At 48.4% G+C, this 23,983-nt stretch carries 19 protein-coding genes; 11 read left to right on the forward strand and 8 right to left on the reverse strand.

Annotated elements, in window-relative coordinates; translation table 11 throughout:
- Positions 1–152 precede the first annotated feature (152 nt).
- The gene (locus ACI3EZ_RS06505) at positions 153–1,043 is read right to left on the reverse strand and encodes a LysR family transcriptional regulator (protein WP_405025885.1); all 891 of its coding nucleotides are present in this window, start codon (positions 1,041–1,043) and stop codon (positions 153–155) included.
- A gap of 130 nt (positions 1,044–1,173) precedes the next feature.
- Between ACI3EZ_RS06505 and ACI3EZ_RS06510 the strand changes: the two genes are divergently transcribed.
- The gene (locus tag ACI3EZ_RS06510; RefSeq protein WP_405025886.1) at positions 1,174–3,543 is read left to right on the forward strand and encodes an FAD-dependent oxidoreductase; all 2,370 of its coding nucleotides are present in this window, start codon (positions 1,174–1,176) and stop codon (positions 3,541–3,543) included.
- 189 nt (positions 3,544–3,732) lie between these two features.
- Entirely contained in the window at positions 3,733–4,620 is an 888-nt protein-coding gene (locus ACI3EZ_RS06515; RefSeq protein WP_405024730.1) for an ROK family protein, read from the forward strand.
- A 370-nt stretch (positions 4,621–4,990) separates the two neighbouring features.
- Here ACI3EZ_RS06515 and ACI3EZ_RS06520 read toward each other — a convergent pair whose 3' ends face one another.
- Both ACI3EZ_RS06520 and ACI3EZ_RS06525 read right to left on the reverse strand, forming a co-directional pair.
- Positions 4,991–5,896 carry a proline-specific peptidase family protein gene (locus ACI3EZ_RS06520; RefSeq protein ID WP_405025887.1) on the reverse strand — a complete coding sequence of 302 codons (906 nt, stop codon included), beginning with the start codon at positions 5,894–5,896 and terminating at the stop codon, positions 4,991–4,993.
- A gap of 43 nt (positions 5,897–5,939) precedes the next feature.
- On the reverse strand, positions 5,940–8,357 hold the full coding sequence (locus tag ACI3EZ_RS06525) for a Xaa-Pro dipeptidyl-peptidase (protein WP_405025888.1): 2,418 nt from the start codon (positions 8,355–8,357) through the stop codon (positions 5,940–5,942).
- Between the two features lie 166 nt (positions 8,358–8,523).
- Here ACI3EZ_RS06525 and ACI3EZ_RS06530 point away from each other — a divergent pair, with 166 nt between their 5' ends.
- The 4 genes from ACI3EZ_RS06530 to ACI3EZ_RS06545 all read left to right on the forward strand — a co-directional run bounded on the left by ACI3EZ_RS06530 (position 8,524) and on the right by ACI3EZ_RS06545 (position 11,766).
- Positions 8,524–9,696 (forward strand): cation:proton antiporter, encoded by a 1,173-nt coding sequence (locus ACI3EZ_RS06530; protein ID WP_405024727.1) that lies wholly within the window; start codon positions 8,524–8,526, stop codon positions 9,694–9,696.
- 85 nt (positions 9,697–9,781) lie between these two features.
- On the forward strand, positions 9,782–10,213 hold the full coding sequence (locus ACI3EZ_RS06535) for a Fur family transcriptional regulator (protein WP_405024726.1): 432 nt from the start codon (positions 9,782–9,784) through the stop codon (positions 10,211–10,213).
- 70 nt (positions 10,214–10,283) lie between these two features.
- On the forward strand, positions 10,284–10,739 hold the full coding sequence (locus tag ACI3EZ_RS06540; protein WP_405025889.1) for a hypothetical protein: 456 nt from the start codon (positions 10,284–10,286) through the stop codon (positions 10,737–10,739).
- 13 nt (positions 10,740–10,752) lie between these two features.
- Positions 10,753–11,766, forward strand: coding sequence for a DUF6681 family protein (locus ACI3EZ_RS06545; RefSeq protein ID WP_405025890.1), 1,014 nt, complete (start codon positions 10,753–10,755; stop codon positions 11,764–11,766).
- 81 nt (positions 11,767–11,847) lie between these two features.
- Here ACI3EZ_RS06545 and hflX read toward each other — a convergent pair whose 3' ends face one another.
- The 4 genes from hflX to ACI3EZ_RS06565 all read right to left on the reverse strand — a co-directional run bounded on the left by hflX (position 11,848) and on the right by ACI3EZ_RS06565 (position 16,574).
- Positions 11,848–13,122, reverse strand: coding sequence for a GTPase HflX (hflX, locus tag ACI3EZ_RS06550; RefSeq protein WP_405025891.1), 1,275 nt, complete (start codon positions 13,120–13,122; stop codon positions 11,848–11,850).
- A gap of 57 nt (positions 13,123–13,179) precedes the next feature.
- Complete coding sequence (locus tag ACI3EZ_RS06555; protein WP_405025892.1) at positions 13,180–13,851, reverse strand: histidine phosphatase family protein; 672 nt, start codon at positions 13,849–13,851, stop codon at positions 13,180–13,182.
- A 218-nt stretch (positions 13,852–14,069) separates the two neighbouring features.
- On the reverse strand, positions 14,070–15,923 hold the full coding sequence (locus ACI3EZ_RS06560) for a monovalent cation:proton antiporter family protein (protein ID WP_405025893.1): 1,854 nt from the start codon (positions 15,921–15,923) through the stop codon (positions 14,070–14,072).
- 21 nt (positions 15,924–15,944) lie between these two features.
- Positions 15,945–16,574 (reverse strand): VTT domain-containing protein, encoded by a 630-nt coding sequence (locus ACI3EZ_RS06565; RefSeq protein ID WP_405025894.1) that lies wholly within the window; start codon positions 16,572–16,574, stop codon positions 15,945–15,947.
- 159 nt (positions 16,575–16,733) lie between these two features.
- Between ACI3EZ_RS06565 and helD the strand changes: the two genes are divergently transcribed.
- Complete coding sequence (helD, locus tag ACI3EZ_RS06570) at positions 16,734–19,037, forward strand: RNA polymerase recycling motor HelD (protein WP_405025895.1); 2,304 nt, start codon at positions 16,734–16,736, stop codon at positions 19,035–19,037.
- A gap of 168 nt (positions 19,038–19,205) precedes the next feature.
- Here the strand turns inward: helD and ACI3EZ_RS06575 are convergent, their stop codons facing one another.
- Positions 19,206–19,820 carry an SGNH/GDSL hydrolase family protein gene (locus ACI3EZ_RS06575; RefSeq protein ID WP_405025896.1) on the reverse strand — a complete coding sequence of 205 codons (615 nt, stop codon included), beginning with the start codon at positions 19,818–19,820 and terminating at the stop codon, positions 19,206–19,208.
- A gap of 130 nt (positions 19,821–19,950) precedes the next feature.
- On the opposite strand from ACI3EZ_RS06575, the gene coaA reads away from it, so the two are divergent.
- The 4 genes from coaA to ACI3EZ_RS06595 all read left to right on the forward strand — a co-directional run bounded on the left by coaA (position 19,951) and on the right by ACI3EZ_RS06595 (position 23,976).
- Positions 19,951–20,871, forward strand: coding sequence for a type I pantothenate kinase (gene coaA / locus ACI3EZ_RS06580; protein ID WP_405025897.1), 921 nt, complete (start codon positions 19,951–19,953; stop codon positions 20,869–20,871).
- 112 nt (positions 20,872–20,983) lie between these two features.
- Positions 20,984–22,525, forward strand: a complete 1,542-nt coding sequence (guaA, locus tag ACI3EZ_RS06585) for a glutamine-hydrolyzing GMP synthase (RefSeq protein ID WP_405024756.1) — start codon at positions 20,984–20,986, stop codon at positions 22,523–22,525.
- A gap of 654 nt (positions 22,526–23,179) precedes the next feature.
- Positions 23,180–23,302 carry a hypothetical protein gene (locus ACI3EZ_RS06590; protein ID WP_405025898.1) on the forward strand — a complete coding sequence of 41 codons (123 nt, stop codon included), beginning with the start codon at positions 23,180–23,182 and terminating at the stop codon, positions 23,300–23,302.
- A gap of 296 nt (positions 23,303–23,598) precedes the next feature.
- Positions 23,599–23,976 (forward strand): helicase HerA domain-containing protein, encoded by a 378-nt coding sequence (locus ACI3EZ_RS06595; protein WP_405025899.1) that lies wholly within the window; start codon positions 23,599–23,601, stop codon positions 23,974–23,976.
- Positions 23,977–23,983: the final 7 nt, after the last annotated feature.

The raw sequence follows: 23,983 nt of genomic DNA on the forward strand, positions 1-23,983 counted from the left end.
CTCTTTTCCCGTTATCTATGCTCCATGATACACGAAGTGCATTGCAGAAACGTTGTCATAATGTTACAAGAACGTAACTTAATCGGGTGATAACACCGCGTAAACACGTCTAGTCTATCATACATAGCTTAAAGAGTAAAACTACGGCCCCGTTAGCGGTATTTCCGAGTAATAAACCGGTGAAAAGTAGTCAAGATCGCCGAGTGTTGATGTTCTGGATTGATGCATAGAGCCGTTGTAAATTGCATACTGCTGGCAGGGATGGAGACGGCACGAATTGGCGCGTCTTGGGCGGTTAAAAGTGAATGGGGAACAATCGTTGCTCCTAGACCAGCCCGTGCGAGCTGCAGGGCAGTGACGATGTTATCGGCAGTTAGGATGGTATGGGGGTGAATTTCGTACCGCTCGAAATAGCTCGTGACGAGGTGATCAAAAGTAGAGGTTTCTTTTTCACGGATAAACGGGTGATCACTAATTAGAGGGGCAATGTCGGGCACGGCTCCCGTTGTAGTAATCTGCCATGAGGAAGGAAGAACAAGAGCCATTGTATCCCTAAATAGAAAATCCACCGTAATGTGTTGTTGGTGAGGGGGATTAATCCCGATGTATGCATCAATTTTATTAGCGGTCAGGAGGCGGAGCAGGGTCGCGGGCGCCTGTTCAACTAATTGGATGGTTGTAGTGGGATGATGGCGGCTGAATTCGGGGATAATTTGAGGGAGAATAACCCCAGCAAGGGAAGGATTGATTCCTAGCGTGAGGGTACTTGGGGCTGCCGTGGCGATTGTTTTGAGGTGGGCGAGAATATGTTGGCGGTGATTGTTAAGATTACGGATTCCTTGGAGATAGTATTGGCCGGCAGTCGTTAGCGTCACTGGATGGTGGTGCCGATCAACCAGCAAGACGCCGAGCTGGTGTTCGCATTTTTTGAGAAGTTTGCTGACTGTTGGCTGCGTTAGGTAGAGCTGGGCGGCGGTTCGAGAGATACTGCCAGTTCCTTGAATAGTTTCGAGAAGGGTAATAAGTTGCTCATCGGTGGTCATGGTAAAAGGGACTCCTTTGGCTGGATTATGCCATAAATAGCATATTTTTATTGTCAAAAAGATTATTTCACTGGAATCGATTTCATGCAATAATTAATTGTGAAAGTTTTAACCACCAGGGGATGATAATGTGCAGTTAATAGCATTTGCGGGGACGAATGCTAGTGAGTCATATAACCGAAAATTACTTGAATTTATGCAACGTCACTTTGAAAACAAAGTAACGATTCAGTTATGTGAGATCGCAAACATTCCGTTGTTTACGGAGAATCGAAAAACCCCGGAAATTATCTATGATTTGGAAGAACGGATTGAAGCTGCTGACGGGATTATTATTGCTACCCCGGAATATGATCATTCTATCCCAGCGGCCCTTAAAAGTTTGATTGAGTGGCTTTCATGGGAAGTCCACCCACTCACGGGGAAACCGGTAATGATTGTAGGAACGTCTTTGGGAATTCAGGGAACATCCCGGGCACAGGACCACCTTCGGCAGATCTTGAATGCTCCCGGTGTTGATGCGGTTGTAATGCCTGGTAGTGAGTTTTTAATGCCATACGGCGCTGATGCTTTTGATGACTACGGTAACTTGAAGGATGAAAACACCGTGGCATTTTTGGAACAGTGTTTTACAAAGTTTACTCAATTTTGTCAGCAACAGCGTGCAAGAAAGGGGGCAACGCAATTGAAGAAGAGTCAGGCGTATGCCGCAACGTATGATGTGATTGTTGTTGGTTTTGGCGCGGCAGGAGCCACTGCTGCGCGGTTTGCTGCGGATAATGGTGCGAGGGTACTATTGCTTGATAAGGCACCTAAAGGGCACGAGGGGGGAAACACCCGCTATGCAGGACAAGTGGTTTTGACCGGTCATGACCCGAAGAAAATGAAGCAGTATTTTAAGGCAATGTATGGCCCGATTAACATTAACGAAGAGATGCTTGACACTTACGTTGACGGAATGTGCCATATTCCAGAATATATGCAGAAATATCTTGAGATTAAAGAACCAGCAAGCTATAACAAAATTCACCGTGACCCGGACTGGCAGGCATTTGCCAACGATTTATCACCGGAATATCCAGAATTTCCGGGCGCGGATACCGTTGACCTAACAACGGTGCATGACGGTTTCTTTGACGCGACGTTATGGAAGACGGTTCGGCATCAGGTTGAAAAACGAAGCAAGAAGATTGATGTTTGGTTGGAATCACCGGCTAAGCACTTAATTCAAAACCCAGACACTAAAGTAGTTGAAGGGGTCCAGGTAAAACGGAATGGGCAGTTGATTAATGTCCGTGCCCGGAACGGCGTCGTTCTTACGCTTGGCGGGTTTGAAAATAATCCCGAAATGATTCAAAACTTTATTGGAGTACCTAAACTGAAGGTAATGGGAACCGTCTATAACACCGGCGATGGGGTGCGAATGGCTCAGGAAGTCGGGGCCGGGTTGTGGCACATGACTAGTTACGAGGGGTATGGTTTTAGCGCCGGTTTCACGTTTGAAAACCCGGCTGAACCTCGCGGGCGGTTTATTTTAGACCCGTGGCCAGCGTTATCAACCGGAAGTATTTTAATTGCCGCTGATGATGGGAGCCGGTACCTTAAGGAAGATGAACATGGCCGGCACGGGCACGTTTATCAACACGGTGAATGGCGGATGCCAATTGTAAATGAACATCCGTATTTAGTTTTTGACGAAAAACAACGAGCGGTGATTGCTGAGCAGAAGCATTTGCCGTACGAACCGTTCTTTGAGATTACCGTCCAAGCAGATACGTTACGGGAACTTGCGGCTAAAATTGGAATGAATCCGGATGTTTTGGAGAAGACAATTAAGCAATTCAATGAAGCGGCTGAAAAGGGAGTGGACCCGTTCGGCCGGGATGCCGCTGGAATGACTACTTTTGATGCACAGGGGCCGTACTATGCAACCCCGCTAGCAACGGCAATGTTGAATACCCAAGGGGGCGCGCGGCGAAACGCGCGGGCTGAGGTACTTGATGCCTGTGGCGAACCGATTCCGCACTTATACAGTGCGGGTGAATTTGGGGGGATCAATGCCAATATGTATAACGGTGGCGGGAACCTTGCGGAGTGCCTGATCTTTGGGAAGATTGCGGGTGAAAATGCAGCTTCGCCTAAAGATGATGCATTGGTGATGGTTAATGAAACAACTACTGCTGATTTAGGGGAGAGCGATTTATTAACAGACGTAACAAACCAATACCCGACTGGTGATCACCAGTACATCGGGGTCAGCGACGCCGGAATTGGGGGCGAAACCGTAGTTCGGGTAACTTATGAAGACGATACGATTAAACAGATAGAGGTGTTGCAAAACTCGGAAAGTGCCGATGTTGGGCGAAAAGCCATTGAAGAGCTCCCTAAGAAGATGGTAGCGGAAAATACGTACGATGTTGATGCGGTGGCGGGAGCCTCTGCTTCAAGCAGGGCGGTTAAGGAAGCTGTTCGGAAAGCAATTAGGAAGGCAAAAAAATAAACTGTTGAGTTGGACTGCCAGTCAAACAAACTAAGTAGCATAATTCGTGTTCTGAATTTTGGAACCCAAGGGATAAATTCGGTGAGAAGAGATTTCTGTTAAACGTTTAGCAGAAATCTTTTCTTTTACGAAATAATCGGATAGAATGATAAAGAAAGCGATTTATTTAGGTGAAAGGAACGATGCAGGATGGCAATCAAGTACGGTGCGATTGAAGCCGGCGGCACGAAGTTTGTGTGCGCTGTTGGAACGGCGGATGAAAATGACCGCGTAACGGTCGAAAAGCGGGTCAAAATTCCAACAACCGTTCCGGAAGAAACGATGGCAGAGGTGTTTGCCTTCTTTGAAAAAAATCCGGTTGATGCGATTGGAATAGCATCATTTGGTCCGATTGACATTAATAAGGAGTCAGCGACGTACGGGTACATTACGACAACCCCTAAGCCAGGATGGGCAAATTATGATTTTCTTGGTGAAATGAAAAAGCGGTTTGCTGTTCCATACGGATGGACAACGGACGTTAACGGTGCGGCCTACGGTGAATTAAAGTGCGGGGCAGCAAAGGGCTTGACGAGTTGTTTGTACCTTACCGTTGGGACCGGCGTTGGCGGCGGCGCTGTGGTAAACGGTAAAATCCTGGAAGGATACGGGCACCCGGAAATGGGGCACATTATTATGCGACGGCATCCAGATGATCATTACGAGGGGCACTGCCCCTACCACCACGACTGTCTGGAGGGCTTGACCGCGGGCCCAGCTGTTGAAGCCCGGCAAGGAGGCGTGAAGGCATATGATATTCCGGAAAATGATCGTGCGTGGGACATTGAGGCGTACTATTTAGCACAAGCATGCGTTGACTTTACAACGATTTTATCGCCGGAAATGATTATCTTTGGCGGTGGAGTTGCGCACCAAGAGCACCTTTTCCCGAAAATTCGGCAGTCATTTACAGAGCAGTTGAATAATTACTTAAAGACGCCGGCCCTAGATGAGTACATTGTCCATTGTGCGTTGGGTGATGATGCCGGGATTACTGGGTGCTTACTATTAGCGCGTGATGCGCTGAATGATGCGTGATTTGAAACGTTGTTTTAGATAAATTAGGCGGGTGGATAGCTCGCCTTTTTTGCTATATTCCCTTTGTTGTGGTTCGGTAGATTTGGTTTGGCACTTTTTTCCAATCGTAATAATTGGGATAATTTTAATTTCAGACGGGAAGTACGGAAAACAAGACAGAATCTAGTCTGACGGTGTTTAATTTTATAACGCTCTGCTTAATTAACGTGAAGCGGCGATCTGCTTGGGCAAGACGATTTAGCCCGTTATCAATCCCACCCTAGTAAAATCTCCAGGAGAATAATTACACCATAAATAGTCCGGATACCGAGATTAAAACAATATAAAAAAGTGGTTAGGTTCACACGGAACCTAACCACTTTTCCTATTCTTATTCGTTAAAGTTACCTGTTTCTACGTCACTCAAGAACTTCTTGAGGTGGGCGAAGTAAACCGGAGCGTTGTCAATCATGTGGTGGTGTCCCCCGCCCGGCGTAGTTTCCAGCCGGGCGTGCGGAATGTCTCTGGCCATCCGTTTGGCTGTTGTCAGCGGCATTGTTTCGTGTTCCCCAAACGTCAACAGGGTTGGCATCGTGATCCGGCCGAGTTGGTCCCGGATGTCCCATAACTTCAACTTACCGGTAATTACGAATTCGTTGTTCCCCTGAAAGGCGTTGTATACCGGGGTAGCCATCGTTGAAATTAAGTGCCGGATAGCTTCCGGTTGTTTGCGGTCAACGTACTCACGGTTAAGGACGTCAACGTATCCTTGATACCGGGCGTTGTCCAGGTCATCTTTTTCCTCACATTCCTTCATGTAGGCAACTGCTTCTGGAGGAAGCGTTCTTTCCCGGAGTTCGTTAATATGGGTGACGTATTCGTCAATGTTATCAACCATGCTGGAAACGATCAGTCCCTTCAGGTGTTGACCGTATTTCAGGGCGTACATCATGGCAAGGGCGCCCCCCCATGATTGTCCAATCAGGTAGAAGTTATCCAACCCAAGTTTTGTCCGGATTTCTTCTAGTTCTTCTAGATAGTAGTTGTAGGTAAGGTACTTATCGGCGATTGCTGGGTCAGAGTAATCAGGTTGGTCAGAGTACCATGAACCAAGTTGATCGTACATGGTGACCTGCACGCCTAAATCGGCGAGTTGTTCGCCGAAGTTTTCCCAGTATTCGTGGTTCCCACCAGGCCCCCCGTGGAGGCACAGTAACTTGATGTCGCCGTGACCTTGGGTGTTGGTCCAGATGTGGTAGCCGTTATCGAGGGTAACGATTGTTGTTCCTTGACGCATAAAGTCCACTCCTTTAATGTTATTGTCTTTAATTCTACCATATTTAAATTGCTGGCCGGGATTGAACCGTTAGTTGAGCGCCTGTTAGGTCGAGGGTGTAGGTGACCTGTTCGTTTCCCCGGATGGTCATTCCCATGTCAGTGGCGTACACCACGAGCCCGAGTTGGTGACCTGCCTTTAGCCGGTAAAACATCGGCTGAAGAGCAAACGTGACCGGATAAGTGGTGCCAGCGACTAGTTCGTCAGTTTGCCAGAGATTGGTCCGGTTTTGAAGGTTCCTGTGGCCCTTGGTAATCATCTTAAACGGCGTTTTCTTCTTAGCGAGTTTAAATTCAACGAGGTCCTCTTCACGAAGGTGGAAACCGTGCTCGATTCCCCGGCGTTTAAGTACAGTCGGGATAGTATTGAGTCGCCGGGCCTCCCCATAATCGACTAGCATAACGCTAACTAATCCGTGGTCAAGGCTGGTGGCTAACGGAAGGGTCACCTGGGGTTGTCCTTCGAGGAATATATCGTGATCTAGTGGCTGCGTTTTAAAGACGAGACGGTTCGGGGTCATGGCGGTCTGTTTATCCGTTAATAAGTCTGTCATCCAGCCTGGAATATTGGTCCGGTAGCGGGCAAAAGCGGTAGTCGTGAGGTGGTCGGTGTAGGATAATTGCCCCGCAGCTGGGGTGGTAGCCAGCGTGTGGTCCGGGGTAGGAAAGTAAGTGGTTTTGTTACAGTCCGTCCCGTCCCAGTCAGAAACGGCATGCCACGTTTCTTCTTGCGTATTATCCTGCACTAAAACGGTGGGAAGGGCGGTTTCCGCCCCGTTATTAACATCATAGAGTTTATGCGTCAGCCACAAGTTCATCATGGCACTGAAGTCCAGTGACTGGAAATTGTTGATGTAGATGTGTTGCCCCTGATGCAGGATTAGTTTTTGTTTAACTGGAAGTTCTTTGAGACCGTGCCACAGGTTAAAAACGTTGCGGAGCTTAACGTTCCAGTCGTTCAGTCCGTGAACCATCACAATATCAGCAGTAACGTTGCGCAGGTTGTTGAGGTAATTTCGAGCATCCCAAAAAGCGTTGTAGGTACCACCTTCCCGGTCCATTTCCCGGGAAATATTTTGTAGCGCCTCTTCAAACTGGGGGTTGATACGGTGAAAGTCAGCCGCTTGCTTAGTTCGGCTGAAACATTCGGCTGCGAGTACGTCCGCGTCTTCGCCGGGAAAACCATCAGGGGCAATGACAAGCCCCCCGTCACGGTAGTAATCGTACCAGTTAGAAATGGCGGCCTCACTGATGATTGTTTTTAGGTTGGGTACCCCCGTTGTCGCACAGGCAGTTGCAAGCGTTCCTAGGTAAGATTTTCCGGTCATAGCAACGTTGCCGTTACTCCACCATGCTTGAATGGCGGTGGTGGCGGCATGGTCGGTAAAGGCGGTGCGTTTTCCCCCTAACCATTCGATGACGCTGGTGGCTGCTAGCGTTTCAGCGGCGGAACCACACGTTCGGAGTCCGGCTGAATCCCGGGTACCGATTCCAGCAGCGTAAACGACAGCGAAGCCCCGGGTAAGAAGGTATTCGTTGAGGGTGTACGCAAACTCGCCGGTAAATGATGCGGCTGCCGTTTTGGTGGTGGCGTGCACTGACCGCGGTGCAGGAAGCGGGGTATTTTCTGGGTGAGCGTGCGGTTGCGGTGCATGGTCGGGCGTTCTGCGTTTCAGCGGGACATCCACATTATGGGTTAGTCGTTTTCCAAGTTGATCATTGGTTCCTTCATTGTACGGGGAGGCGGTGTAAACGACCGGAACCTGTAAGCCAGCTGCGGTTTCAGCGGGGCGGATAATTTCAACGCGAAGCAGATCGCGCTGGCCGTCGTGATCCGTATCGAGTGGGGCTTCGACGTAAACGACTTCCCTGATCATTTTTGCGGGATCGAACACGGGCATGGACTTACCGTTAAAAACGACGGGTTTTTGGGTAGCAGGAAGGGTGTAAAATGGCGTAAAGTATCCCCGTGTTGCGAGAACATCAATGAACGGCTGCCCCGTTGGTGTCTGGGTAACGAGGAGGTCGTACCAGCACTCGAGTAGGTCAGCTGTATTCTGAAGCTTTTCGTGGACAGGTAGGCCAAGCGCCTTCATTTCTATGAGTGGTTTGGTTGCATCAAAGTCGGTGCCTGGTTCGAAGCCCAGTAGTTGCAGGGCGACCAGGTAAAAACTAGTGGGGGTGACGTCAGCGTGGGTAATGTATTCCAAAACCGATTCTTCGGGGGTTGCTAGTAACCCGGCAATTAATTGTTGTTTCATGGCTGGGGTGCGAGCCTCCGGAAATGCCCGCCCAAGTAAGTCCACCCATAGTGCGGTGGGAGGTAACTTCATGGTTTTATCACTGATAAAGCGAATTGTTTCTAATTCTTGCCGTTGTTGCTGGCGGGGGATGGTAATCCGGCTAAACTGGTTGAGTTTCATTGGAATTCCTTTCTAGGGTGCGCACCCTGATTCAAAAATAATGGTCAGTAATTGCGTTTATTATAGCAAGCTTTAGGACAAAATTACCGGTTTAATGCCGAAATCGGTATAATTAAGCGTAGATTATATTGTTACGATGGCATGATGATGAAGGAGTAGTGGGGAAATGGAGTACCTTGGAATTCTATGCGTTATTTTATTAGCAACAGCCATCGCCGGACACCTGAGCCGGCGTTGGGGAATTCCGGCGGTAATCGGACAGTTACTGGTGGGAATTGTTGTAGGGCCGGCTTGTTTGGGAATCGTAAGGGCGACTGCGTTCGTACACATGTTTGCCGAAATTGGGGTAATTATTCTGATGTTTATTGCGGGATTAGAAAGTGATTTGGGCCTCCTTAAGCGCTTCTTTAAGCCGGCCTTGGCGGTAGCAGTTTGTGGGGTTGTTTTGCCTGTTGGCTTGTTTTATCTTTTGGGGCTTGCTTTTCACTTTAGTCAGGAGGAGGCCATTTTTTTAGGGGTTCTCTTTGCTGCAACGTCCGTCAGCATTTCCGTGGAGGTTCTCAAAGAACTTAAACGCCTGGATTCGACGGAAGGAACAACGATTTTAGGCGCTGCGGTAATTGATGATATTATCGCCGTTTTGTTGCTGAGCTTGTTAGTTAGTTGTTTCAGTGACGTTTCTAAGGCTGACGGGGGCCACGTACAGTCTAATTTATGGCTAGGCTTTCTCTTCCAAGTGGTGTACTTTGTTGGGATTTTCTTCCTTGTTAAGTGGATTGCTCCGCGGTTAATGCACCTTGGCGAGCGGTTAAGTGTGTCGTCTTCCGTGGTGTTAATGTCACTGGTGATTTGTTTAGGAATGGCGTACCTTGCAGAGTTGGCTGGCCTGAGTGACGTGGTTGGTGCGTTTTTTGCGGGGGTGGCAGTTGCCCAAACGCCGTATAAGCAGGAAATTGACTCTAGTATTGAACCGATTGGGTACGCGGTATTTATTCCCGTGTTCTTTGTTAGTATCGGCTTAAACATGACCTTTAAGGGGTTTGGGGAAAATCTCTTTTTCGTGGTGATTATGACGCTGCTGGCCCTTATTACCAAGTGGGTGGGCTGCGGTGCTGGTGCCCGCTTACTGGGAATGGATATGTATGCTGCTAACGTAATTGGTGCGGGAATGGTCTCCCGGGGAGAAATGGCGTTAATCATTGCGCAAGTCGGGTACACGGCGCACTTACTTTCGGCACGGTTCTACTCCAGTGTGATTATGGTAATCATTCTGACGACGTTTATAACGCCGTTTATCCTAAAGGACGCAATCCATCGGCAAAGGAGGGCAACAAGGTAACTCGGTTTGCGCCGGGGTTAAATTGTGGTACGATTACGTTATCGGTAAATAGTAACAATTATCATTTATAAGGAGGCGGCCAGTCATGATTAAAGAGGCGCTAATCCTTCTCCGGCAGAACCATTACAAAGTAACGAAACAGCGGCGCGCGTTATTGACGTATCTAAGTCAGTTTGAGCAGCAGTATGTTGATGTAACGGTGGTTGATGAGTACATGCACCGCCTGTTTCCCGGGATGAGTCATAACACGATTTACCGCAACATCAAGGAATTCAGTGAACTGGGAATTATTGAAACCCAGACTAGAGTTCACGGAATGTGCGTTAAATACCAGTGTGATTTCCAGCATACTCATCACCATCACTTTATTTGCCGGCGGTGTGGTCGGGTAATTGAGGTTGAGGTGTGTCCAGCGGATTTGGTAGGGGACCAGCTTCCTGGATGCCAACTGGAAGACCACCACTTTGAGGTGTATGGCTTATGTGCACAGTGTGTGCACCAGACCGACAAATCTTAATAAAAGTTTGGTACCCTACGCGTGATTTTGTAGTAGGATAGAGAAAATTAGCGAAATGGAGGGGTTGAATATGGCCTACAGACCAGCACCGTTTATCACCCCGTTCGCGGTTTTATCGGCAGTTCTCGCGCTTGGCGCGACGAACGTCGTGGTAAACCGTGCGACGGGAACGGTTGAGGGTAAACCACGACAGGAACAGGTTAGTTCTACGCCGGCGCCGGTGAAGAGCGAAAAGCCAGCAACAACGCCATCACATGATAAGGCCCAGGAGGATCGTTCTCAGGCGTCAAACCAACAACAGGAGAATAATAACCAACAGGTGAACAACCAGCAGGCGAATAATCAGCAGGATGATAACCAGCAAAGTAATACCGGGGGTCAAGGCGATACCGGAAAGAACGAGCAGGGTGGTGGCCGGACGTACCACATGAACACCAACGATGAACAAAACGACACAAACGGAGCGCAGCAACCAGCTCAGCAGGGTAACCAGCAGGGTGCTACTAACCAACAGGCCGGGAATTAAGGGGGTCCGGTAGATGTTTAATTTCTTAAGTATCATCAGTAGCTATCTCGGCTATATTAACGTGAACGTTAAGCTAAAGAACCGGATTTATACAGTTTTAGGGGCCCTCGGGAATCTGTATCTGTTGTACGTTGCCCTTCGGTTCTTTGCAAATGGTTTTTACCTTCGCGGTTTCCTGTTTATCCTCGCGTTTGCGGTTGCGGCGTATTTTTCGTACCTGAATATCTTATACTACTTTACGAAGGATAAGAAGTCCCGCTACGATATTTCCCCGGTAATTGAGCGGTGGCTACACATCGCTCCCCCGGAAGCGGCGGAAGAGGGAAAAATGCGACGGAGTACCGGGATTCAGCCGGGTTACATTCAAACCAACGGGTTGTTTGACGATGATCAGGAATTTTTGCCGGCAGTGATTACCGCTTCCTCCCGGGAACGGGCTAATATTCAGCAGGTTGTTAATGACCTTGAGCGGAAGGGCTATTTGCAGCTGGATTATGACGGGAAGTCTAACCAGGAAATTTATCGGAGTGGGAAGCGGCAGGCGGCGTTAAGTGCGCCGGTCACTCTTCCATACTATGAACTTGTTCAAACGGGGAAGTACCTTGAGGTTTACGGGGGCGTTAACCAGATGGAACGGCTGCCCCTCGGACGGGTTAAAACGGTTGGGCTCTTGCCGGCGGTCGAAGCAATGGAGCGATACCACCTGTACCTGGCGTCCGCGGCAATTATTAAGGGACCGTATAAGTTTGCAGGGCGCTCTGACGTTATAGTGCAGGCCCGGGATTTTGATTTGGATATTAAGGTGGCCTATCGCGAGCGGGGAAGTCAGCGCCAGCATGTAACGACATTCGGTTCGGAAAACGAGGAGCCACATTCCCTTCATCGAACGCAGGCCCAAGAAATGGAAGCTGAAGAGCAGGCTTCCCAGCGTGCGTTTCGGCGGTCTAGCGAAGCGGGAAATGAGCCTCCTCTTCGGCGCCGACAGGCCCAACAGAAGCATTCTGGATTCCGTGATTTTTGGAAATAATTAAATAATAAAACTCCGTGAATTAGCCGGTAATCCGGTAATCCGGTAAATTCACGGAGTTTTTGTAATGGTGAATTAAAATTAATCGGCGATAAATTGGTGAAGACGGCCCGCCATTTCCGGGGAAACCTCAGCGGTAATCCGCGTGCCGTCTTCCTCATAGGAGGTTTTAATGATGGTGGCGTGTGTGTTGAGGAGCTCCAAGAATCGACCCTGGCTAAACGGAATCAGATAGGTGTGTTGCTCGTTATCCTTAAACAATTCCTTCTTAATTGCAGTAATCAAGGTGCGGAGTGATTCTTCGTCTTGCGCACTGTAGGTCAGTTGTTGCCCGGTTAGTAACGGGTAAGGCTGCCCTGTTTTATCCGCCTTGTTGTACGCGTAAATCATCGGAATGTTGGTAACCCCAATTTCCTTCAGAGTACGTTCAGTAGTTTTTACCATTTCGGGGGCGTGGGGGTCCGCCGCATCAATCACCTGGACGAGCAGGTCGGCTTGGGCCGCTTCGGCAAGCGTGCTCCGGAAGGCCTTTATGAGTTGGTGGGGGAGTTTGCTGACAAACCCGACGGTATCGCTGAGAAGGATTTCCTTGTTGTCGGCAAACTTAAGCCGGCGGACCGCTGTATCAAGCGTTGCAAATAGCATGTCTTTCGTGAAAACCGATTTGACCGCCCCTTCATTATCGACGAGGTTTAAAAGGCCGTTCATGGTCGTTGATTTTCCGGCATTCGTGTATCCCACGAGGGCGACACTCTTTAATCCCGAATTATCACGGAGTTTCCGTTTAATTTGTTGTTCCTTAGCAATATCCCGTAGTTCTTTATTAAGGGCACTAATGCGCTTTTCGATGACTCGCCGGTCCATTTCGTGCTGGGTTTCCCCGGAGCCCCGGTTACTCATTCCGCCGGCAGACTGTTGGTCGAGTTTTTCAGCACCAGCGGTATGTAACCGGGGAAGTTGGTACTGAAGTTGGGCGATCTTGACCTGGATTTTTGCTTCACGGGTATGGGCCCGGGAGGCAAAAATGGCGAGGATTAAGGCAGTCCGGTCCATGACGGTCATGTTGGTAATGTCTTCGAGGTTTCGGATCTGGGTGGGTGTCAGCTCGTCATTTACTACCAGGGTGGTTGCTTCCAGTGCGGTGCCTGCCCGCCCGATTTCTTCTGCTTTGCCGGAGCCAAAGTAGGTGGCAGCTATTGGTTTTTCGAGCTTTTGGCGCACATCGCCAACAACCTGCATGTTATTGGCGGTTGCCAGCTTTCCTAGTTCGTCCATCGTGTATTCAAAGTCCGTTTGTTCATTCTCAATCCCGCAAATAATCACGGGCTCGGGAGGGGTATCCAACACACTTTCCATCCAATCTCACCTCGTTTATTTCAATCACCGTCATTATACACCCGAACGACCGGAGACTCAGTATTTCTGATTGTCACGGTAATGGTTGTAGTAGGCAACCTGAATATTATCCGGTGAAACGGTCAACTTGGTAACCGATCCGTTCAATGGCCGTTCCTTAATGATGTCGATTTCTGGGGCGTACCGGTGAACAATACTCCGGATGCACGTTCCGTGACTGACAAGCAAGACATGGTCGCCATCACGGTGGTTTTGGCGGAGAAAATTAAAACCGGCATCCACGCGATTCCAAAATTCGGCGTCACTTTCGCTGTCATGAAACGGATCAACGGCTTTCATCATGTCCCGGGATTTTTCTAAGGAAAACTTAGTGATAAGTTCCTCGAATGTCTTACAACCGTGTGGCATCCCCACCATAATCCATGTGTTGGCGGAATCTTGTCCCTCAAAGTAGCCGTAGCACTGTTCACGGAAATAGGAGAGTGCAGTCGGGGTGCCCAACTGTGGGGTGGCCTGGTTTTCGTCCATAATAATTTTGCAGGTTCGGGCAGTCCGAGTCATATCACTGTGGTAGATGCGGTCGAATTTGACCTGGGCGAGGTGCCGGCCTGCCTTGTGAGCGTCCATAATCCCCTTATTGGTTAACGGGGAATCGCACCAGCCCTGCATTCGCCGGTACTTATTGAGTTGGGTTTGTCCGTGTCGCACCATATAGACTGAAAATGTCATTGAATCGCCTTCCTTACTGTGTAGTGGTTGGGTTAAGTATAGCATAAGGTGCGCTGCCGTTAAGAAACCCAAGGCACTAAGCGGAGTTTATGAAAAGCGGGTGGATATTCGGCTAACCAAGGAGGGGCTTATTAATTTGTCTGCGGGGGCTAAGTGGGGCTTGATTAGGGAATTAAGCCCTTTAAAAAAGGTCACCGACAATTGGGGTGACCGCTTTTTTAGTCTTGTTCGACTAACCGCTTGATTCCACGGACATCCGCAGGGTTCCCCGAGAAGATGATGTGGTCTCCCAGTTGCAGGCGGGTATTACCATGCGGCGCAATTGCCCGTTTTGTTCGGAAAATTCGAGAGATTGTAATGTCGTTAATAAACGGTAAGTAACGGATTTCCATGCCGTCAAAGATTGAATTGTTCACAACTACCTCGTAGAGGCGGGCGTCCGGACTGGTAATGAGCTTCAGTGTTGACGGACTCGTAATGAGGGAACGCAGTCCCCCGACGTTAAAGTCAAACATACTGTAAAATTCTATGCCCAACCGCTGAAGGGTTTCCTCGTGAGTGCTGAGCGGATCGCGGTTTTCGAACCGGGTAATGACACGCTTGACACCGTACTTTTTGGCAGCGACAGCAAGCCGATAATTAACGTTACTATCGCCATGGCAAAGGACTAAGACATCGGTATCGAAAACCTGGTTGCTAATTAAATCCTTTGGCTCAAGCGAATCTAAAAGCGTTAAGTTGGCCTCCGAATTATACGTGGAGTAGTTCCGGGCAATATTTGTGTATAGTTGGATGGCATACCAGTCATTTTCAAGTTGTTGGCTAGCCGCAACGGTGACTAAGCCCACCCCGATGATATGAACCGTTGTCTTGTGGTTGTCTTCTGGAGCAGGATGGTACCCGCGGTTGAAAAGCAGCGGGCAAATAACGCACGTGAGGATTGCTGCTAGTAAGAAAGCGCCGGACTGTGCCGTCGTAATGGCGTGGAGTTCCCGGGCGACTTCGAGGGCGGCAAGGATTAAGGTGATGGTGGTTCCCGATAGTATTGCCCCCATCAAGGAATTGGCCTGGTTAAATCGGAGCCGTAGTCCAATGTAAACGGGGAGCTTTGCTAGAAGGAAGGCGCCGAAAATGACGACAATCATGATTAGTACCCTGGGACTGGTTAGAAGGACCGGAATGTTGAGTTTGACTCCGGTGAGGATAAAGAACACCGGAATGAAAAATCCGTAGCCGATGGAATCCAGCTTGTGGAGGGTTTCTCGCTTAGGTTCAAGAAGCTTAACTACAATACCAGCGATGAACGCGCCCAGAATGTTTTCAGCTCCGGTAGCCTCTGCAATGACCACGAGGGTGACAATTACAAAGAATGCCAGGCGCATATCAACCTGGGTGGTAGGTTTGTTTATCCGGTCAAAGAACGTGAAAAACGATTTGAACCGGCGGAAAAGAATTGCCCCGGCAATGAAGAGTAATGAAATGAGCCACAGGCTGGAACCCTTTCCGGCATACAGTGCGGCGTATACCGTCAACGCTAGCATAGGGATAACTTCCCCTAAGACCGCGATTAACAGGATAGTTTGGCCGTACGGCTTACTGAGGAGGTTGTTTTCCTTTAAGAGGGAAATGACCAATCCTAAGGCGATGGTGGCCAGGAGAATTGTCGCTAACCAGATATCGTTAAAGAGGCCGGTAACCTTAAAAATCAGAGCAAGGGCAAATGATGTTACCACGCACAGGGCATACGCGATTATGGCGGTTAGAACGGGCGAAAGCTGTTTGGACTGCTGGCGGGCAACCTTCTTTTCAAGCGGGGTGCGCGGTTCCCGGTTTCGTTGAAAAAGGGAGAAGTCGATTTCCATTCCGCTTAAAAACAGCAGAAGAATGACCCCCAGAGTAGAGGAATCACTAAGGAGGCTGTTAATGTGGATAATGTTTAGGCAGCTCTGGCCCAGGATAATTCCCACGATGATTTCTGCTACAGAGGTGGGAATGATACTGAGTTTAAACCGTGAGAGCAACATGGGGGTTGCAAATGCGGCTAAGGTAACGATAACAAGCGATAAATTCATGGTTGAACCTCTTTTAATCTCTTAATGGCTTTTACGAACATGTTGTATTAGGTGAGTGAAAGCTGGAGCGCTGGCGAGTATCACGATAATTCCCAGAAAGACGGCGGTAAAGTGGTGCTGAACAAACGGGATGCGGCCAAAGAAGTAGCCGATTCCTGAACACAATGCCGTCCAGAGAAATACGCCCCAGAAGTTATACCAGCTAAACCGCCGGTAGTCCATCCCGCTCGTCCCGAGAGCTAGCGGAAGAAACGCACGAATGACTGGGATAAAGCGACCAAAGATTACCGTTTTACCGCCGTGACGGTGCAGAAACTGTTGGGTTTGGTAACGTTTTTGGTACGAAAGCAGGCGCCGAAACCACGGGCGGTCGCCTACTAGCCGTCCTAAGGTAAAGTTGACCGTATCACCGAGCAAAGCCGCGCAGAAAAAGAGGGGAACGAGGAGCCGAATATCAAGTACCGGTGAAAGGGCGGCGAGTGAACTAGTTAAAAATACTAATGATTCGCCCGGGAGGAATGCTAAAAATACAAGCCCCGTTTCCATAAAGACCATGATAAATAGCACCACGTATGTCCATCCGCCTAATGCGTGGATTGCGGGAAGCAGGTATTGGTCAAAATGTAGTAAAACGTGGATTAATTCGGACACAAGAATCCCCCTTAAGATTACTGTTAATGATTATGATAGCATGATAGCAAATTTTGCTTCTAAGGGGGAGCATAATTACTTCAACTAAGAGAAGTTGGTTCCCCTTATGAAAGGTGATAGAATAGAATGACATATTTGGCTAGTAGGGAGTGAATTGTCGTGGCAAAAAAGGATGTGCGCCAGCAGGAACAGCAACGGATGGATACCGTTGTGGAAAAAATTCGGACAGCCGAAGATGTTCGGCGGCAAGAAATCGCCCGGGCGAAGCAAGAACAACGAATCGTTGATGCGGATTTTAAGAAGAACGTTCGCCTTAAGGTGTCAACGTATTCCGGAATGATGGATACTGCCATGGCGGTCCGCCAGCAAAACCAGCTCCTCCAGGAACGGGAAAACGCCCAGGTGCATGCGCAACATGAACTAACGATTTTAGAAAAATTGGCGGAGCATCCCTACTTTGCCCGGATTGATTTTCAGGAAGAGGGCGAACCAAAGCCGGAAACAATCTACATTGGACTAGCATCCTTTGCAGAAACACCGGATCACTTCCTAATTTATGATTGGCGAGCCCCAGTGGCCAATCTCTACTACGATGGCGGACTCGGGGAAGTGACCTACCAAACGCCGGTGGGCGAGCAACAAGCAACGGTGACGTTAAAGCGTCAGTTTAACGTTAAACACGGTAAAATTACCGCGGTTTTTGACACGGACGAAGCGGTTGGCGATCAGATGCTACTGACGGCCTTACAGGGGCATTCGGGCACTAAAATGAAGGGGATCGTCACGACAATCCAGCACGAACAAAACCGGATTATCCGGAACACCACGGCAGATCTGCTCTTTGTTCAGGGAGCTGCGGGTTCGGGAAAAACGTCAGCGGTTCTGCAGCGGGTCGCTTACTTGTTATATCGGTACCGGGGAAAAATTACTGCTAAGCAGATTGTGTTGTTTTCCCCCAACCAACTCTTTAACGATTACGTTGACCACGTGCTCCCGGAAATGGGGGAGCATAACATGGAGCAAATGACTTACTACCAGGCGCTTCAACGGCGTGTGCCCCATTTACGGGTTGAAACGCTGCAGGAGCGGTTTACTGCGCAGGATGATTCCGTAACGCTACGGGTAAACCGCCTAAAGGAGAGCTTGCAGTTTATGCGGGTTCTTCACGAGTATGCGACGCTGTTGGAACAGAGGGGGATGCAGTTTACTGGCCTCTGTCTGGATGGAGAAGAAATCTTTTCCCCGGAAATAATCGCGCAAATCTATTATGGTTTTAACGAAAATTACCATCTCCGCAACCGACTGCTTGCGACGAAGGAAGAGCTCCTCCGGCGGCTTCAGCGAAAAATTAAGCGGACGGCTAAGACCGATGCGGTCCAAAAGGCAGTCCAAGGACTTGATCAGGATGCATTAAACGCCCTGTACGGGGATCATCCCCGGGACTTTGAAGACGGGGACGCTGAGTTTAAGTTTTTAACAGAAGCATTTGTGACCCAACGGTTTACGGCGGTGGCGGACGATATTCGGAATAACCGCTTCATCGACGTAACCGCGCAGTACGTTAATTTTTTGGGAAATATTCCGCGGCTGGTTAACCTACAGGAGTGGCACCTATCACCGGCGGAATGGATGCAAGCGGGGCAGCGGACCATTATGGCTTTCCGGCGCCAGCACCTCGCCCTTGCAGACGCGACCCCGTACTTGGACTTGTATGACTTGATTACAGGCCGGCACGGGATGCGGAAGATGCGCCACGTCCTAATCGATGAAATTCAGGATTATACGCCTTACCAGTTGGCGTACCTAAAAGAGTTGTACCCACGAGCAAAGTTTACCATGCTAGGTGACCTAAACCAGTCAATTCTCACACATGAAAATAGCCGGACCCTTCTCGAACAGCTCCGGCCCCTCTTTAATCCGGAAAAAACTCAGGTGGTTCAGTTAACGCGATCTTACCGGTCAACTAAACAACTAACGGCTTTTACCCGGGAACTACTAGTTGACGGGGAGCGCATTGAGGCGTTCGACCGGCAGGGCCCCGTTCCTGAAATGGTGATAGGGCAAAGGAAGGATGTCCTGGTTACCCGGGTAGCTGCAACCTTGTGCCAGAACCACAAACGGCAGGAAACAACGGCGGTGGTTACCCGAACGCTGAAGGAGGCTCGGTGGCTGGCAAGCCACCTCAAACAGGCAGGAGTGACTACGACCGTTATTAAGACGGAGAACCAGCGGCTGGTTGCCGGCCCGATTATTGTACCAGCGTACCTGGCAAAAGGGTTAGAGTTTGACGCGGTAGTTATGTGGGATGCGAGCGCGGATAACTACCATGATGAGGCAGACCGCCAGTTAGTATACACAATTTGTTCGCGAGCGATGCACCGGCTGATGATTACGGTAACGGGAACCCCGAGCCCGTTATTTGAGCGGGTGGAGGCTACTCGTTACCAGGTAAAGCAAATTTGATAAGAAAAGGCGTGCTAAAACGTTAAACCGGCGTGGTGAAAGACGCGGGCTAACGCCAGTATAGGGCACCGAGTAGTTATTTTAGCATTCGATTATTCATAAATAACAAGGAGGCTGAGACTATTGTCCCGCCCTCCTTGTTATTTTATATTTAGTTGATCACGTTAATTAATTATTATCGTGGCTTTGTCGCTTCCCCATAAATTGACGGGCTGATGAAATCATATTGAAGCTGGCTAGGCGTTGCTTAAACCGGGTAGCTAGCATGGTGGTTAGTTCATCGTACGCTAGGGTAGAGTAGTGGATTCCATCTGCTTGGAGCATTTTCTTTGGTGCAGCTGCCATGTGGTTGTGCCACGGAATGAGATCACAATGAGTGGTGGAGGCAACCTGTCGGGTAGCTTGAGCGTACTCTTCGAGGCGGACGTTAACGGGGGAATCTTTTGCAACCACCCCCGGTGTGATTAACAGGCACTTTTCCGGGGTGATCTGACGGACAAGCTTTGTGAGGGCCACGGCAAATGTGGATGCTGGAAGGGATTGTTTTTGCCGGGCGTCCGCCAGCCCAAAGAACGGCACCACGTAATTTGGCTCAATTGTAAGAACATCTGCTTGGAGTCGTTCCAGTGCGACTGTAATGGTACTGTTCGGTAAGCCACGATTAAAGCAGTAAACGTCTTCGCGGCCAAGTTTGGCCTTTAGCATGTCCGAAAATTTACTGGACGGGTAGCCGTCCGTATAACCAGCGGTAATGCTATCCCCAAAAAGAACAATCCGAATCATTGTGGTCCCTCCGTCAAAAGTTGCATTCCTATTATATGCGTTTTAGGAGGGAAGCACTACCCCTTTTGGGGTTCGTTTCGGGGAAAGGAGAGTGGTATAATATGCCCGTCAATAGGGGGTGAACGGGGCGATGCAAAATGAAATGAATTACTACCGAATTTCCCGGACGGAATGGGCCCAATTAGAAGTGCCTGCGCGAATTGCACTTACTAATGAGCAGCTTGCGGCGATCCGGTCGGTTAACGACCAGTTATCACTAAGGGATGTGCGGGAGGTGTACCTGCCATTAGTGCGACTTTTGGGGATGGAACTTCGTCAACGGCGGCGGCACCAACAAGCTCAAGCAGCTTTACTGGGAATTACCCCGGCACCCGCCCCGTTTATTTTAGGGATCGCCGGGTCAGTTGCGGTTGGGAAAAGTACGATTGCTCGGCTGTTAAATCTGCTACTCCGGCAGGTTTTTCCGGACAAACGGGTGCAACAGATTACCACCGACGGGTTCATTTATCCGAACGCTGAGTTAAACCGGCGGGGGCTGTTTGACCGTAAGGGATTTCCGGAAAGTTATGATATGCCCAGGCTGATTACCTTCCTGAATGATATTAAAAACGGGGTTCGGGTCCAAGCACCGGTATATTCGCACGAACTCAGTGACGTGGTGCCGGGGAAGTTCGATGTGGTTGATCACCCTGACATTTTGATTGTAGAGGGAATTAACGTTCTTCAGTTGCCACCAAGTGAGCGGGTTTACGTAAGCGATTACTTCGATTTTTCGTTATACGTGGATGCGGCAGAGGATGATATTGAGCGCTGGTATCTCGAACGGTTTGGAATGTTGTTGGAAATGGCGGCCAAGGATCCGCATAACTATTACTACCAGTATACGCAGGAACCACGGGCGGAGGCCTTTGCGATGGCAAAACGGGTGTGGCGGGACGTTAACTTGAAAAACCTGCACGAATATATCTTGCCGACAAGAAACCGGGCGGACCTTATCCTGTCAAAGGACGGCCAGCACCGTGTAACCGAACTATTAATCCGAAAAGCATAATTAATACCGATTAATGTCCGGGTTTTGGTGGGATTACCGTTGACCGGGCTTTTTTTTGTATGTACAATGAGAGCAAGTATTTTAAAATGAGGTGAAGAGCGTGGCGCATGATATGCAATCATTCGATAAGATCCTCGTGCTGGATTTTGGGAGTCAGTATAATCAGCTAATTACCCGGCGGATCCGCGAGTTTGGCATTTACTCCGAGTTGATGTCACACAAGACGACGGCGGCGGAGATTAAGCGGCTAGCTCCTAAGGGGATTATTTTCTCCGGGGGACCGGATAGCGTAAACGATCCCGGGGCCTTCACGGTGGATCCGGAAATTTTCAACTTGGGGATTCCGGTGCTGGGGATCTGTTACGGGATGCAGTTAATGGCTAATATGCTTCCTGGCGGACATGTCGAACCGGCGGATAATAAGGAATACGGGAAGGCTGACATTACGGTAACGTGCGATGATGCGGCGTTATTTACTGGGATGGACCGGCAACAGACTGTTTGGATGAGTCATGGTGACCTGGTAATGCAGGTTCCCACCGGCTTTACGGCAGTGGCGACGAGTGCTAATTGCCCGATTGCAGCCATGCAGGATTCAAAACGGAAGCTGTACGGAATCCAGTTCCACGCTGAGGTGCGAAACACAATTCACGGTAACGAGATCCTCCGCCACTTCGCGTTTGATGTGTGTGGCGCGCAGGCCAACTGGACGATGGACGACTTCATCGACATGCAGGTGGCAAAAATTCGTGCAGAAGTCGGCGAAAAAAAGGTCATTCTTGGGCTGTCTGGTGGGGTTGATTCCAGCGTGACAGCGGCTCTGTTAAACCGGGCAGTGGGCGACCAGTTGACGTGCATTTTTGTGGATCACGGCTTGCTGCGGAAAAACGAGGCGGACCAGGTCATGGCGGCGCTCAATAAGGGCTTGGGCGTGCGGATTAACAAGGTTGATGCGGCAGACCGGTTCTTATCCAAACTTGAGGGGGTCACTGACCCAGAACAGAAGCGGAAGATTATCGGCAATGAGTTCATTGAGGTGTTTAACGCTGAGGCGGCAAAGATGAAGGATGCCGACTTCCTTGCGCAGGGGACGTTGTACACGGACGTCATTGAAAGTGGAACGGATACAGCCCAGACAATTAAGTCCCACCATAACGTGGGGGGCTTACCAAAGGACGTGCAGTTTACGCTGATTGAACCGTTGCGGACGCTCTTTAAGGATGAAGCTCGGGAACTGGGTGAAAAGCTGGGGTTACCGCATGATTTGGTATGGCGGCAGCCGTTCCCGGGACCGGGTCTGGGAATTCGGGTCGTTGGGGCCATTACGCCGGAGAAACTCGCAATTGTTCGGGACAGTGATGCGATCCTCCGGGAAGAGATTAAGAACGCCGGGTTACAAGAAGACATCTGGCAGTACTTTACCGTTCTACCGGGAATTCGGAGCGTTGGGGTCATGGGCGATGGTCGAACGTACGACTATGCCATTGCCATCCGGGCGGTTACGTCCATTGACGGAATGACGGCTGACTTTGCCCGGATTCCGTGGGACGTTCTGCAGAAGATTTCGGTCCGGATTGTAAACGAAGTCGACCACGTTAACCGCGTTCTGTACGACGTGACGAGTAAGCCGCCGGCAACGATCGAATATGAATAGTTGCAGGTAGCCTTAAAAAGTGAAGTATTGATTTAATAAGGCTTAGTAAAATAGGCATTTACAGTAATTTTAATTATTGGATGGAATTATAGCCGATATCGGTTAAAAAGTGCCAAAATGATGCCAAAGAAAAGAAGCTCTAGTTGAGAAATCGACTAGGGCTTTCTATTATGTCCAAAATAGTTTCACTTAAATAGATTTCGTTATGTTTTAAACTTTCTTTTTGATGATTAGTTAATAATAAATTCAACAAATAAATAAGGAGGACATTTAAATGTCGAAATTGTATTTCAATAATTAAGATGTAATTAATTTAAAAGGTGTCGTAGTTCGTGGGTTAAAGACAAAGAATAAGTTTCAAACTAGTGAGCCAGAATGTAAAGTACTTGGAATTCGACCGAAAGGTCTGTTAGAAGGCTTTACTAAATTTGATGGAATTTTAGATGTTAAGTTACCGCTGGACTTTAACCAAGATATCAAGGTTGATGATATTGTGGAATTTTCAGAAGTATCTGTTGTTCCGTATAGTTTTAAAGATAAGGGTTACGTATCTTATTCAATTAAAGCTGTAAATTGCAAAATTGTTGATTACTTGAAGTTTTAATAAATCGTTATGGGTTAGTGAGGGAGGGCAATCAGGAGGTTATGTGCGATATGAAAAATGATATGTTGAGATACCGTAAGGTATATGATCTAAACGAAGAAAGCCATTTTAAATGGAGTTGGGGTTTAGGTGCCATTGGCACTTTAATTATATTAATTAATTTAGGCGGGTAGTGGAGGATCGTAACCTTAACTGCGCTTTGGTCAATCTTAGAAATTGACCATTTGATTCACTTTGTTGAAGAATTACAATTTAAAAAATATAGTGGTTTAAGTGATTCAATACAAAGATGGTTAATTTTATGGCAAGTAAAAAAGTTATTGGAAGATGAAGTTGATCGGATTGTTGGTGTGTATCAATATGGACGAGGAGGGAAAATAAAAGTTCCATTTGTTAATTATACATTAATCATAATCATGGATTTAAAGGACAAATTGAAATTGAATTACTTCCAGAGTTTAATGGTTTTTTGAATAGTGAAACGATTAATACACAATTAACCAGTCAGTTAAAGTATCTTAATCGAAATTATGTGGTAACTGATGTTGCGTTATCTCAAACAGGGAATTCAATGATTTATACCTTAAATGATGTTCAAGCCGATAACCAAATTAAAATTCAAAGAACGGCGAATATAGTTAACCATGAAGCAAAGGTTATTTTAGATCAAAATCATATCATTGATTGGGATCAAGAATATCATGGTGTGGTAAGTGGAACCACCGGTTCAGGGAAAACGATGCTGATTGAGTATTTAATTGCCAATGCTAAAAAGAATGGATGGGATATTGTAATTCTAGATCCAAAACAATTAGATTTGGCTAAGATAAAAAATACTAAGCAATAACAGTTGC

The organism is Ligilactobacillus sp. LYQ60, from assembly GCF_045033015.1.
Classification (GTDB): Bacteria; Bacillota; Bacilli; order Lactobacillales; family Lactobacillaceae; genus Ligilactobacillus.

What these genes read in the sequence shown, in the direction of transcription:
- ACI3EZ_RS06505 (WP_405025885.1), bottom strand. Translation starts at nt 1,043, where the DNA reads ATGACCACCGATGAGCAACTTATTACCCTTCTCGAAACTATTCAAGGA.
- ACI3EZ_RS06515 (WP_405024730.1), top strand. Translation starts at nt 3,733, where the DNA reads ATGGCAATCAAGTACGGTGCGATTGAAGCCGGCGGCACGAAGTTTGTG.
- ACI3EZ_RS06520 (WP_405025887.1), bottom strand. Translation starts at nt 5,896, where the DNA reads ATGCGTCAAGGAACAACAATCGTTACCCTCGATAACGGCTACCACATC.
- ACI3EZ_RS06525 (WP_405025888.1), bottom strand. Translation starts at nt 8,357, where the DNA reads ATGAAACTCAACCAGTTTAGCCGGATTACCATCCCCCGCCAGCAACAA.
- ACI3EZ_RS06530 (WP_405024727.1), top strand. Translation starts at nt 8,524, where the DNA reads ATGGAGTACCTTGGAATTCTATGCGTTATTTTATTAGCAACAGCCATC.
- ACI3EZ_RS06535 (WP_405024726.1), top strand. Translation starts at nt 9,782, where the DNA reads ATGATTAAAGAGGCGCTAATCCTTCTCCGGCAGAACCATTACAAAGTA.
- ACI3EZ_RS06540 (WP_405025889.1), top strand. Translation starts at nt 10,284, where the DNA reads ATGGCCTACAGACCAGCACCGTTTATCACCCCGTTCGCGGTTTTATCG.
- ACI3EZ_RS06545 (WP_405025890.1), top strand. Translation starts at nt 10,753, where the DNA reads ATGTTTAATTTCTTAAGTATCATCAGTAGCTATCTCGGCTATATTAAC.
- hflX (WP_405025891.1), bottom strand. Translation starts at nt 13,122, where the DNA reads ATGGAAAGTGTGTTGGATACCCCTCCCGAGCCCGTGATTATTTGCGGG.
- ACI3EZ_RS06555 (WP_405025892.1), bottom strand. Translation starts at nt 13,851, where the DNA reads ATGACATTTTCAGTCTATATGGTGCGACACGGACAAACCCAACTCAAT.
- ACI3EZ_RS06560 (WP_405025893.1), bottom strand. Translation starts at nt 15,923, where the DNA reads ATGAATTTATCGCTTGTTATCGTTACCTTAGCCGCATTTGCAACCCCC.
- ACI3EZ_RS06575 (WP_405025896.1), bottom strand. Translation starts at nt 19,820, where the DNA reads ATGATTCGGATTGTTCTTTTTGGGGATAGCATTACCGCTGGTTATACG.
- coaA (WP_405025897.1), top strand. Translation starts at nt 19,951, where the DNA reads ATGCAAAATGAAATGAATTACTACCGAATTTCCCGGACGGAATGGGCC.
- guaA (WP_405024756.1), top strand. Translation starts at nt 20,984, where the DNA reads ATGCAATCATTCGATAAGATCCTCGTGCTGGATTTTGGGAGTCAGTAT.
- ACI3EZ_RS06590 (WP_405025898.1), top strand. Translation starts at nt 23,180, where the DNA reads ATGAAAAATGATATGTTGAGATACCGTAAGGTATATGATCTAAACGAA.